The organism is Streptomyces sp. ADI95-16 (genome assembly GCF_003721495.1).
Classification (GTDB): domain Bacteria; phylum Actinomycetota; class Actinomycetes; order Streptomycetales; family Streptomycetaceae; genus Streptomyces; species Streptomyces goshikiensis.
Window position 1 is genome coordinate 7,300,318 of record NZ_CP033581.1, and the last position, 13,335, is coordinate 7,313,652.

9 protein-coding genes are annotated in these 13,335 nt (G+C 75.1%); 8 read left to right on the plus strand and 1 reads right to left on the minus strand.

Features of this window, described 5'->3' with window-relative positions:
- Positions 1-119: 119 nt before the first annotated feature.
- The 8 genes from EES41_RS32415 to EES41_RS32450 all read left to right on the plus strand — a co-directional run bounded on the left by EES41_RS32415 (position 120) and on the right by EES41_RS32450 (position 11,206).
- On the plus strand, positions 120-866 hold the full coding sequence (locus EES41_RS32415) for a FadR/GntR family transcriptional regulator (RefSeq protein WP_123081483.1): 747 nt from the start codon (positions 120-122) through the stop codon (positions 864-866).
- A 59-nt stretch (positions 867-925) separates the two neighbouring features.
- Positions 926-1,348, plus strand: coding sequence for a helix-turn-helix transcriptional regulator (locus tag EES41_RS32420; protein WP_123081484.1), 423 nt, complete (start codon positions 926-928; stop codon positions 1,346-1,348).
- A 10-nt stretch (positions 1,349-1,358) separates the two neighbouring features.
- Positions 1,359-1,775, plus strand: coding sequence for a VOC family protein (locus EES41_RS32425; RefSeq protein ID WP_174261771.1), 417 nt, complete (start codon positions 1,359-1,361; stop codon positions 1,773-1,775).
- 57 nt (positions 1,776-1,832) lie between these two features.
- Complete coding sequence (locus EES41_RS32430) at positions 1,833-4,223, plus strand: excinuclease ABC subunit UvrA (RefSeq protein ID WP_123081486.1); 2,391 nt, start codon at positions 1,833-1,835, stop codon at positions 4,221-4,223.
- A 217-nt stretch (positions 4,224-4,440) separates the two neighbouring features.
- Entirely contained in the window at positions 4,441-5,691 is a 1,251-nt protein-coding gene (locus EES41_RS32435) for a hypothetical protein (protein WP_254211648.1), read from the plus strand.
- Positions 5,692-5,704: 13 nt separating this feature from the next.
- The gene (locus EES41_RS32440) at positions 5,705-6,397 is read left to right on the plus strand and encodes a hypothetical protein (protein ID WP_254211649.1); all 693 of its coding nucleotides are present in this window, start codon (positions 5,705-5,707) and stop codon (positions 6,395-6,397) included.
- A gap of 3 nt (positions 6,398-6,400) precedes the next feature.
- Positions 6,401-7,054 carry an RES family NAD+ phosphorylase gene (locus tag EES41_RS32445; protein ID WP_123081488.1) on the plus strand — a complete coding sequence of 218 codons (654 nt, stop codon included), beginning with the start codon at positions 6,401-6,403 and terminating at the stop codon, positions 7,052-7,054.
- Between the two features lie 12 nt (positions 7,055-7,066).
- Complete coding sequence (locus EES41_RS32450; protein WP_123081489.1) at positions 7,067-11,206, plus strand: CHAT domain-containing protein; 4,140 nt, start codon at positions 7,067-7,069, stop codon at positions 11,204-11,206.
- An 82-nt stretch (positions 11,207-11,288) separates the two neighbouring features.
- Here the strand turns inward: EES41_RS32450 and EES41_RS32455 are convergent, their stop codons facing one another.
- Positions 11,289-13,181 carry a caspase family protein gene (locus EES41_RS32455; RefSeq protein WP_123081490.1) on the minus strand — a complete coding sequence of 631 codons (1,893 nt, stop codon included), beginning with the start codon at positions 13,179-13,181 and terminating at the stop codon, positions 11,289-11,291.
- Positions 13,182-13,335 lie beyond the last annotated feature (154 nt).

Below are 13,335 nucleotides of genomic sequence, written 5' to 3' on the forward strand. Positions count from 1 at the left end.
GTCGTCGTTGACATCGGTTGGTGCGGGCCCACTGAAGCGCATTAAGTAGTACTTATTCAAGGGGTGGAGGCCAAACATCACATCTTTGGTGAGGCGGGGCGTCACCGTACGCTTACGCCATGACCACCGAAGGCAGTCCCGGACAGGGCCTCCACTCCCATGTGCTGGACACCCTCGGCCTCGCGATCACCGGCGGCGAGGACCCACCGGGCACGGTGCTGCGCACCGACGAGATCGCCGCACGCTTCGGCGCCTCGCGCACCGTCGTCCGGGAAGTCGTGCGGGTACTGGAGTCGATGCAACTGGTCGAGTCACGGCGCCGGGTCGGCGTCACCGTGCGCCCCGCCGAGCAGTGGAACGTCTACGACCCACAGGTCATCCGGTGGCGACTGGCCGGCCCGGACCGGCCGCGCCAGCTGCGCTCCCTCACCGTGCTGCGCTCGGCGATCGAGCCCGTCGCGGCCGGACTCGCGGCCGCCCGGGCCACCGCCGAACAGTGCGCCGAACTCACCGAGGCGGCCCTCGGCATGGTCCGCACCTCGCGCGGGCATCAGCTGGAGGCCTACCTGCGGCACGACATCGCCTTCCACCGCGTCGTGCTGAACGCCTCCGGCAACGAGATGTTCGCCCGCCTCGGCGACGTGGTCGCCGAGGTCCTCACCGGCCGCACGCAGCACGCGGTGATGTTCGACGACCCCGACCCGGCCGCCGTCACCCTCCACGTCCAGGTCGCCGAGGCGGTCCGCGAGGGCGAGGCGGCCCGCGCCGAGGCCCTGACCCGGCAGATCGCGGCGGGCGCCCTGGACGAACTGGACGTCCTGGCGCCCACCGCCCCGGCGACCCCGGCCGGACCCTCCGCCCCCTGAACCCCGGCGGCCACCCCGACCGCCGTCGCCCGCGGGCGGGGCTGTGCGAAGGTGGGCGCATGACGTCGTTGGAGGACCTCGTCCGGCTGCGCCGGGCACGTGACCGGATGGACCGCGACTACGCGGAGCCGCTGGACGTCACGGCGCTGGCGAGCGCCGCCTTCATGTCGCCGGGCCACTTCTCCCGCAGCTTCCGCGCCGCCTTCGGCGAGAGCCCGTACAGCTACCTGATGACCCGCCGGATCGAGCGCGCCAAGGCGCTGCTGCGCCGGGGCGACCTGACCGTCACCGAGGTCTGCTTCGCGGTCGGCTGTACCTCGCTGGGCTCGTTCAGCTCCCGGTTCACCGAGCTGGTCGGCGAGAGCCCGAGCGCCTACCGCGCCCGCGGCCATGACGACGGCGCCGCCATCCCGCCCTGCGTCGCCAAGATCCACACGCGACCGGTCAGGAATGGAGAAGCGAAACACCACCCCCGCCCGTAGCGTGAAACGCATGGAAATCAACCTGTCCCAGTGCTTCATCGCCGTCGACGACCACGACGCGGCGCTCGCGTTCTACCGGGACGTCCTCGGCCTGGAGGTGCGCAACGACGTCGGGTTCGAGGGGATGCGCTGGGTGACCGTCGGCTCGCCCGCGCAGCCCGACGTCTCGATCGTCCTCGAACCGCCGCTCGCGAACCCGAACGCCTCGCCCGCCGACCAGCGGGCGATGGCCGAGCTGCTGGCCAAGGGCATGCTGCGCGGAGTGATCTTCTCCACCGACGACGTCGACGCCACCTTCGAGCGCATCCGAGCCGCGGGCGGCGAGGTGCTCCAGGAGCCGACCGACCAGCCCTACGGCGTCCGCGACTGCGCCTTCCGCGACCCCGCCGGCAACATGCTGCGCTTCAACCAGCCCCGCAAGCAGTAGGCCCCGGTCCGGCCGGACCCTTCGAACGGGGCGGCACCGCCCGACAGATGGAGAGAGATGAGCAAGGCCACGAGGGCGAACACGCAGTCGCCCGCACCGCGCGGCGGCGACCGCCACGACCTGATCCGCGTGCACGGCGCGCGCGTGAACAACCTCAAGGACGTCAGCGTCGAGATCCCGAAGCGCCGGCTCACCGTCTTCACCGGCGTCTCCGGCTCGGGCAAGAGCTCGCTGGTGTTCGACACGATCGCCGCGGAGTCCCAGCGGCTGATCAACGAGACGTACAGCGCCTTCGTACAGGGCTTCATGCCGACGCTGGCGCGCCCCGAGGTCGACGTGCTCGAAGGCCTGACCACCGCGATCGTCGTCGACCAGCAGCGGATGGGCGCCGACCCCCGCTCCACGGTCGGCACCGCCACCGACGCGGGCGCGATGCTCCGCATCCTCTTCAGCCGGCTGGGCAAGCCCCACATCGGCCCGCCCGGCGCGTACGCCTTCAACGTCCCCTCGGTCCGGGCGAGCGGCGCGATCACCGTCGAGCGCGGTGCGAAGACGACCGTGAAGGCGACCTTCAACCGCACCGGCGGCATGTGCGCGCGCTGCGAGGGCCGCGGCTCGGTCACCGACATCGACCTCACCCAGCTGTACGACGACTCCAAGTCCCTCGCCGAGGGCGCTTTCACCATCCCCGGCTGGAAGTCGGACAGCCAGTGGACCGTGCAGGTCTACGCACAGTCCGGGTTCGTCGACCCGGACAAGCCGATCAGCAGGTACACGAAGAAGGAGATGCGGGACTTCCTCTACGGGGAACCAGTCAAGGTCAAGGTCAACGGCGTCAACCTCACCTACGAGGGGCTGATCCCCAAGCTGCAGAAGTCGATCCTCTCCAAGGACAAGGAGGCGATGCAGCCGCACATCAGGGCGTTCGTCGAGCGGGCGGTCACCTTCACCACCTGCCCCGAATGCGACGGCACCCGGCTCAGCGAAGGGGCCCGGTCCTCGAAGATCAAACGGATCAGCATCGCCGACGCCTGCGCCATGCAGATCAGCGACCTGGCCGCATGGGTCCGCGGCCTCGACGCCCCGTCGGTGGCGCCGCTGCTCGACGCCCTGCGGCAGACCCTCGACTCGTTCGTGGAGATCGGTCTCGGCTACCTCTCGCTCGACCGGCCCTCGGGCACCCTGTCGGGCGGAGAGGCGCAGCGCGTCAAGATGATCCGCCACCTCGGCTCCTCGCTCACCGACGTCACCTACGTCTTCGACGAGCCCACCATCGGCCTGCACCCCCATGACATCCAGCGGATGAACGCCCTGCTGCTGCGGCTGCGCGACAAGGGCAACACGGTCCTCGTCGTGGAGCACAAGCCGGAGACGATCGCGATCGCCGACCACGTCGTCGACCTCGGCCCCGGCGCCGGCACCGGGGGCGGCACCATCTGCTTCGAGGGCACCGTCGAGGGGCTGCGCGCCGGCGGCACCATCACCGGCCGCCACTTCGGCGACCGGGCCGCCGTCAAGGACACCGTCCGCGAGCCCACCGGCACACTGGAGATCCGCGGCGCGACGGCGAACAACCTGCGCGAGGTCGACGTCGACGTCCCCCTCGGGGTGCTCACCGTCGTCACCGGAGTCGCCGGCTCCGGCAAGAGCTCGCTCGTCCACGGCTCGATCCCGCCGGGCGAGGGCGTCGTCTCGATCGACCAGGGCGCCATCCGAGGCTCGCGACGGAGCAACCCGGCCACCTACACCGGGCTCCTCGACCCGATCCGCAAGGCGTTCGCGAAGGCCAACGACGTCAAGCCGGCGCTGTTCAGCGCCAACTCCGAGGGCGCCTGCCCCGGCTGCAACGGCGCCGGGGTCGTCTACACCGACCTGGCGATGATGGCCGCGGTGGCGACCACCTGCGAGGAGTGCGAGGGGAAGCGGTTCCAGGCGGCGGTGCTGGAATACCGTCTCGGCGGCCGCGACATCAGCGAGGTGCTGGCGATGTCGGTGACCGAGGCCGAGGAGTTCTTCGGCGCGGGCGAGGCGGCCACCCCGGCCGCGCACCGCATCCTGGGCCGGCTCGCCGACGTCGGGCTCGGCTACCTCAGCCTCGGCCAGCCGCTCACCACGCTCTCCGGCGGCGAGCGGCAACGGCTCAAGCTGGCCACGCACATGGCGGAGAAGGGCGGCGTCTACGTCCTCGACGAGCCGACCGCCGGCCTGCACCTCGCCGACGTCGAGCAGCTGCTCCACCTGCTCGACCGGCTCGTGGACTCCGGCAAGTCGGTCATCGTGGTCGAGCACCACCAGGCGGTCATGGCGCACGCCGACTGGATCATCGACCTCGGCCCCGGCGCCGGGCACGACGGCGGCCGGGTCGTCTTCGAGGGCACCCCCGCCGATCTCGTCGCCGGCCGGGCCACGCTCACCGGGGAGCACCTCGCGGCGTACGTCGGCGCCTGACGCGGGGTCTCGCCCTGAGGTCCGCCGGACCCCGGGTTGCCGGGCGGCCCGGCGGGCGGGCGGGGCGGGCGGGCGGACGACGCCCGGGATCCGACCGGGATCCGACCGCCTTCGACCGTCCCGCGACCGGACCGCGACCCGGCCGGGGCGGAACATGGTGGAAGAGGGGGCCGGATCCGGCTTGTAGGGGCGACGCGCGCGGTGCGATCCTTCCGCCATGTCGCCCACACAACTGCCCGATCACGGGGCGGTCCTCGCGGAGGTGAGGGAAGTGCGGCGGGCCGGGATCGTCCGACTGCGTGAACTCAGGCTTCCTGTGCTCACCGCAATGTCGGCCGGTCCGGGGGAGGGGAGCCCCGGAGAGCCGCGCTTCCCCGCCGTCGAGCGGCTGCTGCGCACCGCCGTGGCCGCCATCGGCGGCGGCACCCTCCAGGAAGCCGCCGAGTTCAGCCTCGGTCTCGCCCAGGGCACCCGGGACTGGCCGCCCGCCGACCGGCGCCGCCGCGCCGCGCAGGTCTACGGCGTCAGCGTCGAGCGGTTCCGCAAGAACCAGGAGCTGATGGTGCTCGGGCAGGTCGCCGAGCAGCTCGTACGCCTCGCCGCCGGCGCCCCCGCGCAGCCACACTCGGCCGGCGGCGCCGCCCCGGCCGCAGACGCCGGCACCGTTCCGGCCGACGCCTCCGCTCCCGCTCCCGCCTCCGCCTCCGCCACCTCCGAACCGTCCGCGCGGCCGCGTCCGCTCGCCCCCAGCCACCACCGGATACCGGTGCGCGCCGGCGGCCACGGCCGCCACGTCACCCTGCACGTCCATGCCGTGGACCTGCTGCGCGACATCGACGTGGTCGTCTCCCCGTCCAACACCCACCTCGCGCTGCCCGAGCCGTACAAGTCCTCCGTCGCCGCCTCCCTCCGCCGCGCGGGCGCCGTCCGGGACCCGGCGGGCCGGCTGGTCGAGGACAGCGTCCGCGACGAACTCCGAGCCTGGAGCGACCGGTTCGCCGCCCCCGGGCTGTCCGTCGCACCCGGCACCGTCGCCCCGACCGGCGCCGGAGCCCTGGCCTGGCAGGGCATCCGGCGGATCTTCCACGCCGCCGTCGCCGTGCCGCGCCCCGGCACCAACGACTACGACGTCCAGCCCGCCGACGTCACCCGCGCCGTCACCCGCGTCTTCGCCCTGCTCGCCGAGGAGAACGGCCGGTCCGCCGACGCCGGGCTGCCCCCGCTCAGGTCGCTGTGCCTGCCGCTGCTGGGCGCCGGCCGGGGCGGGCTCACCGCGACCGTGAGCTTCGCCGCCGTCTGGGCCGCAGTCGAGGCCGAACTGGCCCGGGGCGGCGACTGGGACCTCCACTTCCTCGTCCGGCGCCCCGAACGGGCCCTGCTGGTGGCAGAGTTACTCGCTTCCACCGAGGGCGCTCCCATCGCGGACGCCCCCACCGACGGCGCCCCCACCGAGGAGCCCGGCCCGTGAACGGATGCCCGACGTGACCAACCCCGCCCATCACGCCGACCCCGCGGGTCCGGCGAACCCCTACGCGCGGCTCGCCGCCGCGGCCGCCGAGTGGGACGAGCTGCAACCCCGGCTGACCCCCGAGGCGCTACGGCAACTCGCCTTGCTGCTGGCCGCGTTGCGGATGGCCGACGCCGAGGCGGCCGGCCGGGCCGCGCTGCTGGCCGCCCGGCTGCTGGGCGAGCAGCTGCCCGACCGGTTCCCCGGCGAGAGTCGTCTGACCGCCGCCCCCGAGCACCCCGACGCCGGGACCGCCGGCCACCTCGGCTTCAGCGCCGAGGACCTCGCCGTCCTGGTCCTCGACGGCCACCGCATGGTGGGCCCGGTGCTCGGCGAGGTGCGCGCGCGGCTGCTCGCCGCGCCCTCCCTCGGCGACGCCGAGGTCCTGGAGGGCGGCTGCGACCCGTACGGCCCCGGCCTCGTCCGGCTGCACGGCGCCGGCGGAGTCGTCCGCCTCCCCGCCTTCCAGTTCACCGCCGACGGCCGGGCCCGCGCCCTGGTCCGCGAGGTGAACGCCCTGCTCGACGCGGACCACGACCCCTGGGGCGCCGCCGACTGGTGGCTCTCGCCGAACGGCTGGCTGGACGACGTACCGCAGCGGTTGCTCGGCACCCCGCGGGAGCGACACCTCGTCACCGCCGCCGAGTTGCTGACCGAGGGGGAGTAGGACGTGCCCAACTACCGGCCGCCTGCCGAGCCGACCGGCACCCCGGTGAAGGTGACCCTCGCCGCCGGCACCCCCCTCTACCGGGTGCACTCCTCCCGCCGCGGCGCCGGCTCCTTCAACCCCGTGCCGTCCCACTGCCTTTACGGGGGCGGGCGGTTCGACTCCACCTCCTGCGACGTGTACGGGCACCTCTACGCGGGGCTGACCCCCGAGGCGGCGGTCAGCGAGACCGTGCTGCACTCGCTCCCCTTCGACCCGGCGGGCGGGGCGCGGCTGGTGCCCCGGGTGGCCGTCACGGGCCGCCGGCTGTCCGTGCTCCGGCTCACGGCCTCCGCGGACGTGGTCTCGCTCGTCACGGGGCAGGACCTGGCCGCCGTCCACCAGGACAGCTGGCTGGTCCAGGCGGAGGCCCGCGACTACCCGTACACGAGGGACTGGGCGCACTGGATCCGACGCCACACCGACCCCTGGGCGCAGGGGTTCCTCTGGTCCTCCAAACGTGAGCCCGGCGAGCGGGCGCTGGTCCTGTTCGCCGACCGCTGCCCGCCCGGCCTGCTCGCCGAAACGGCCGAGGAACCCGTCGACTTCGCCACCGCCGAGGGGCGGCGCTGGCTCGACCAGGCCCTGCTTCCGTACCACGCGCGACTCGCGCCATGAGGGGGACGACCAGTGGACCAGACCCAGACCCAGAACCCGGACCAGCAGCCCGGCCAGGACCAGGAGCCCGGCCAGGACCCGGATCAGGGGCAGGATCCGCCCGAGGACCCCGCCGCGTGGCGGGCCGCCCGTGAAGCCGTCATGGCCGAGCTCGCCGGCCTCCCGGCCGGTGACCCGTACGCCCGCGAACTGTGCGGGCGGGCCGGCGAGCTGAGCTATCTGCTGGCCTTGGAGGAGAGCGCCCCCGAGGACCTGGAGCTGGCCGCCGAGGCCTTCGCGCACGCCTTCCGGCCCCCCGGCCCCGAGGAGGGGCCCGGCTGGCCGCTCCGGCGGATCATGTACGGCCATCTGCTGGGACTGCGCCACGACGAACAGCCCGACCCCGAGCTGCTGGAGCGGTTCCACGACCTGGTGGCGGACGGGCTGGCGGAGCTGCCGGACGACCCGGGCCTCGACGAGGCGGCCTCCCTCGCCCGCCGGCTGCTCGCCTTCGCCACCAAGGCCCGCTACCAGGCGGCCGAGGACGACCGGGACCTCCTCGACCAGGCCCTCCACCGCAACCTGTGCGCCCTCGAAGCCGTCGAAGGCGGCGACACCGACCTCCAAGTGGCCCTCGGCTACCTCTGGTTCCGCCACGGCACGCTCGGCGGCGGGGCGCCCTCCTTCGTCAACTCCGTCCGGTACCTCACCCTGGCCGTCGAGGCCGGCGGCCGGGAGGGGTCGGACGACCCCGCGCTCGTCCGCCAGGCCCGGGGCATGTCCCTGACCCTGCTGGGCGCCCACACCCTGGACCGGACCGTCCTGGAGGAGGCCCGGGCGGAGACGGCCGCCGCGCTGGCCGACGTACGCGCTCGGGGAGGCACGCCGCCCGACTGGGTGCGCGACGCGGAGCTGCGGATCGCCTTCATCCGTACGGTGATCGCGGTGCACTGGGAGGACGAGGCCCAGGGCGCGCTCGCCGAGGCGGACCTCGCGGCGCTGGTCACGGGTCCCCGGGACATGGACCGCCTGGACGTGGCGCAGCTGGACGTGTTCGGCCGGCTGCTCTGCGCGCGGGGGATGGTCCAGCAGCGGGACGGCCTGCTGGACCGGGGCGTCGAGATGCTCACCCGGGCCCTGGACCGCTGGCAGCCGGAACGGGACGGCAAGCCCACCCGGGCGGCGCTGGCCCTGGGCCTGTCCCTGAACCTGCGCCACGACGCCGCCCAGGAGCCCGAGACGGACCCGGAGCGGCTGCGGGCCGTCGTGCGCGCGCTGCGCCTGGCGCTCACCGACGAGGAGCTCACGGGCGAGGAGCGCGACCACGCGCTCCTGTTCCTGCTGGACGCGCAGACCCGGCTGCCGCAGGACGGCCCCTCCGACGTGTCGTCGCAGGAGATCGACCGGATGTTCAACCAGCTGAAGGGCGCCATCGAGAGCGGCGAGCCCATCGACTTCGGGGCCGACAACCTGCTGCTCGCCGACACCCCGGAAGCCCGGCAGCGCTGGCGGCTGCGGGTCGACCCGCTGCTTCGGAACTGGGAGGCGATGGAACCGGGCAGCCGGGCGAAGGCGGAGACCGCCGCGATGATCCTGAACTCGCTCCACATGATCGACCCGCACGGCGACCGGCTCGGCGAGGAGCGCGAGGCGGAACTGACCCGGGTCGTCCTGGAGCACGCCCGGGAGCACGAGGACTGGCGGGGACGCGGGCACACCGTCCTCGCGATGCGGCGGTTCGGCCAGGGCGGCCTCGGCGACGCGGCCCGGTTCACCGAGGCGATGGAACACTTCGAGGCCGCCCGCGAGGCGGGCCGCGAGGACCCCTGGCTGGTGTTCGCCGAACAGACGGCGGCCGGCATGGGGGAGCAGTACACCGGGGTCACCGGCGGGTTCGCCGACGCCGTGGAGCGCTGGTCGGGCATGACGGACAGCCTGGACCTGTCGCCGCGGCTGCGCCTGCAGTGGACCTGCCAGCAGGGCACCGCGCAGGCCATCATCGCCGCCAAGCGCGGGGACCTCCCGGCCGCCGACCGGCACCTGGCCGATGTCGCGGCGGCGGTCGCGGAGCTGCCGCGCGAGGACACGGCCTGGATCGAGGTCTGGGCGCAGTACGAGACCGCCCGCATCGCCCGGGAGGACCTGGCCCACCGGGTCGGCGCCCCCCGGACCAGGCCGCCCGCCGGCCGCCCCTCGGCCGCCGAACTGCGGGCCAAGGCCGCCAAGTACCCGCGCCAGGGCCGGGCCAACCTGCTCGGCGACATCGCCACCGGGTGGATCCGCGACGCCCTCCAGCCCACCGACCTGCCGCGCCTGCGCGAAGCGCTGGCCCTCGTCGAGGAGGCGGCGGCGCTGAGCAAGGAAGGCGGCGAGCCCTGGGTCCGCTTCACGGCCAACGCGGGCGCCCTGTACTGCACCCTGGCCATGGCGGCCCCGCAGGTGGCCGGCCGGGTCGTCGAACGCCAGGCTCTCACGGACCTGGAACGGGCGATCGTCCTCCTGCGGGGCGCGGTCGATGCCATGGGCGGCCCCGAACACCGCCTCTGGTCGTTCACCGCCCTCCCGCTCGGCCGCGCCTACCGGGCCCGCCCGCAGGCATCCCGCGCCGACCGCGAGGCCGGGCGCCGGCTCGGAATGGACTCCCTGCGCGGGTACGTCTGGGCCGCGCTGCTCCAGTCCGGCACGCACGACGCCGCCGAAGCGGCCCGGCTGGCCAGTGAGAACTCCGAGGAAGTGGTCCGCTGGTGCCTGGCCGACAACGCCCTCGAAGAGGCCGTCCAGGCCCTCGACGCCTGCCGCGGTCTGGTCCTGCACACGGCGACGACCAGCCGCTCCGTCCCCGAACTGCTCGTCGCGGCGGGCCGGGAGGACCTCGCCGGGGCCTGGCGCCGCGGGGGCGGGGGAGCGGGGGCGGACGCCGTCCCGACGGCCCTGCGGCGCGAGGCGCTGAGCGTCCTGGCCGCCGGAACGGGATCCCTGCTCGACCCGCCCGGCGCGGCCGAGATCGGCGCGCGCCTGAGCACCCTGCGCAAGGACGCCCTCGTCTACCTCGTCCCGGCCTCCTTCCTCGGGCCCGGTACCGCCCTCGTCGTCACCGCCCGGGGCGACATCCACGCCGTACCGCTGCCCAGGCTCACCGAGGACGCCGCCCCGCTGCGCGACTACCTGCCCGGCGCCCCCGCCGGACGCGACCTGGGGCCGGTCCCGGGCTGGGCCGGGACCGCCGCCGCCCCGGGCCCCGGGCAGTCCGGCGGGCTCCCGCTGCGCGAGCAGCTCGACCGGCTCTGCTCCTGGGCCTGGTACGCCGCCGTCCGGCCGCTGTTCGACCTGTTCACGGTGCCCGACCGGCCGGGCCGGGTGGCCCGGCTGGTGCTGCTGCCCATGGGGTCGCTGGGCGTGGTCCCCTGGCACGCCGCCTGGAGCGACGACGGCGGCGGCGGCCGTCGCCACGCCATCGAGGAGGCGGAGATCTCGTACGCCCCCTCCGCGCGGCTGCTCTGCGAGGTCGCCGCGCGCCCGCCCGCCCCGCACACCGGGACCGCGCTGATCGTCGGCGACCCGACGGGCGACCTGCGGTACGCGGGCGAGGAGGCCGATGCCGTCCACCGCGCCTTCTACCCCGGCGGACGCCTCCTCGGCCTGAGCACCGGGGACGGCACCCCGCGACAGGTGGCCGACTGGCTGCGCGGGGAGGGCGACGAGGGGGCCGTACTGCACCTCGCCTGCCACGGCACGGTCGCGGAGAACCGGCCCCGCAGCTCCTACCTCTCCCTCAAGGGCGGCGAGTTGACCGCCGAGGAGGTCACCGACTCGCTCCCCGGCCGGCTCGGGCTCGTCGTCCTCGCGGCCTGCCGCAGCCAGGTCTCCGGGCGCGGGTACAACGAGGCGTACAGCCTGGCCTCGGCCTTCCTGGTGGCCGGGACCCGCTCCGTGATCGGCTCGCTGTGGCCGGTCCCGGACGAGGCGACCTCCGTGCTGATGTTCATGACCCACCACTTCCTGCGCCGCGAACAGGAGCCGGCCGCACGGGCGTTGCGGCGCGCGCAGCTGTGGGTGCTGGACCCGGACCGGACGGTGCCGCCGGAACTTCCGCCGGTCCTCGCGGACCGGCTGGCGGAGCTGGACCCCCGCGACCTGAGCGCCTGGGCCGGCTTCACGCACCTCGGCCAGTGACCCGGTGCGGCCCGGGGGCCGGGACTCGGCTTCGCGGCCCCGGCTTCGGGGCCTCCCCGCAACCGCCGCCCGGCCCCGGGCCTCAGCCGGGGAACACCGTGCGCAGCGCCACCGTGCGCGTCGCCCACTGCCCCGCCGCGCCGGGGGGCACCGGGCCCACGTCCCGGCCGGCCGCCGGCCGTCCCGGCGGCGCGGTCAGCCGGAGCAGGCCGTCCCCGGGCGGGGCGGCCGGGCGCCAGGACCCGCGCTGCCCGGGCCCGTCCGGATCCCAGGCGTCCAAGTGGAACGGCACCGTGTTCAACTCGCCCTCCGTGACGACCAGTTTGAGCCAGTCCCGGACACTGGCCCCCGGTCCGGCCGGCCGCGACGCGGGCAGGCTCAGCCGGACGGGCGCCCCGTCCAGCGCGTACCCGGTGCCGCCGGGCCCGATGAACTGGCCGGGGAACAGCGAAGACCCGGCGCCGAAACGGTCGTTGAGGTCCAGCAGCACGCACCACAGCGGCCGGTGCCCGGTGTTGCGCAGCCGTACCGACACCCAGGGCTCCTGCGGGCCCTCGTACTCCCGGACGATCTCCCCGTTCCCGTCCGGTACGAGCGGCCGCGCGTCCTCGTCGCCCCACGGCAGCACCTCCACCCGGACGTGCCCGCCCAGCGGCGAGAGCCCCGCGTCGAGATCGCGGATCCGGTACCACTGCGCCAGCCGGACCAGGCACTCCCCGAGCCGGGCCGCGTCCGCCGCGCCCGCCAGCGGGAGCGGGGCCACGTACGGCGACCCGTCGCGCCGCAGTACGTGGGCCAGCGCGCCCCGCACCTCGACGCGGAACAGCAGTGCCGCCCGGTCGGCCTCCTCGGAGCCCTCGGCCGCCCCGCGCAGCAGCGGGGAGGCCGGCAGGGCCACGCCGCCGCCGGAGAACACCACGGCCGCCGGGGGCAGGGCGAGCGCCGACAGCGCGACCTGGTGCACCGCCCCGGGGTCCGGGGTCCAGCCGTCCGGATCGACCAGGGCGCGGTCCGCCTCCACCTCCCGGGCCCGTACGAGGCCGCCCGGCGCGGTGAACTCGGTGCCGGCACCGCCGGTCAGCCCGTGCGCCCGGCCGCAGTCCACCTCCCACCCGTCCGGGCCGTGCCGCAGCAGGTGCGGACTCGGCTCCCGGACCGCGCCGCCCAGCAGCGGCCGGTCCGCGAGCCCGCCCGGCTCGGCCGGGAACAGCACAGGGTGCTGCCCCTCCACCCGCCGCCGCACCCGCGCGTGGGCCCCGGCGAGCAGCTCCCGCCCGGTCACCGCCGGCCCCGCCCGGTGCAGGGCGCCCGCCAGGGCGTGGGAGAACACCCCGTGGATGCGCGAAGCGCCGGAGCCGTCGGCGCTCGCGGCGCCGTCGGGCGCGGGGAAGGCGCACTCGTACGAGAGCTGCCCGAGCCGGCTCGCCGCCAGCAGCAGGTGCCGCGGCCGGGTGTCGGGCCCTTCGGTGTCCCGCGCCGTCGGGGGCGGCCGCCAGCCGGGGCGCGGCGGCAGGTACCGGACGCGGCCCCTCTCCTGGCGGGTGGCGCCGCCGGAGAAACAGCAGTCCAGCACCGCCACCACCGAGGCACCGTCCGCCGCCGCACCGTCGAGCAGCGGGCCGAGCCGCTTGTCCGGCAGCGGCCCGTCGGCGCACACCAGCGCCTGGCAGCGCCCGGTGGGCTCGACCGTCAACTCCTGGGCGGTGCGCACCGCGTACTCCGTACCGTGCCCGGAGAACCAGAACAGCGCGGTGTCACCGGGGCCGGCCCGCCCCAGGTGGGAGCGGATCGCCTCCTCCACCGCGGCGACCGTGGCGGCCCCGTCGAGCAGGCTCAGCGCCTCCAGCCGGCCCGCCGCCCGGCGCTCCAGTGTGGCGCGGGCGCGAGCCACGTCGTTCAGACACCCGCGCAGATCCGTCCGTCCGCCGTCGCCGTACGCGTTGATGCCCACCAGCAGGGCGTAAACCTTCGCCATGGCACCAGTCTGCGGCCGCCCACCGCGCCGCACTGGCCGAAAACCGGTCGGATCGCGGGCGCATCCGGGTCGCCCATGGCTCGAATCCGCTTTACGGTCGCATGATTGACGCAACGTCATTAGCCTGCGTGCTCCGCTCATGAAATCCGGGGGA

Bases quoted from the DNA above. Each gene is read 5' to 3' on its own strand.
- EES41_RS32430 (WP_123081486.1), top strand. From the start codon at position 1,833: ATGAGCAAGGCCACGAGGGCGAACACGCAGTCGCCCGCACCGCGCGGC.
- EES41_RS32425 (WP_174261771.1), top strand. From the start codon at position 1,359: ATGGAAATCAACCTGTCCCAGTGCTTCATCGCCGTCGACGACCACGAC.
- EES41_RS32435 (WP_254211648.1), top strand. From the start codon at position 4,441: ATGTCGCCCACACAACTGCCCGATCACGGGGCGGTCCTCGCGGAGGTG.
- EES41_RS32415 (WP_123081483.1), top strand. From the start codon at position 120: ATGACCACCGAAGGCAGTCCCGGACAGGGCCTCCACTCCCATGTGCTG.
- EES41_RS32455 (WP_123081490.1), bottom strand. From the start codon at position 13,181: ATGGCGAAGGTTTACGCCCTGCTGGTGGGCATCAACGCGTACGGCGAC.
- EES41_RS32420 (WP_123081484.1), top strand. From the start codon at position 926: ATGACGTCGTTGGAGGACCTCGTCCGGCTGCGCCGGGCACGTGACCGG.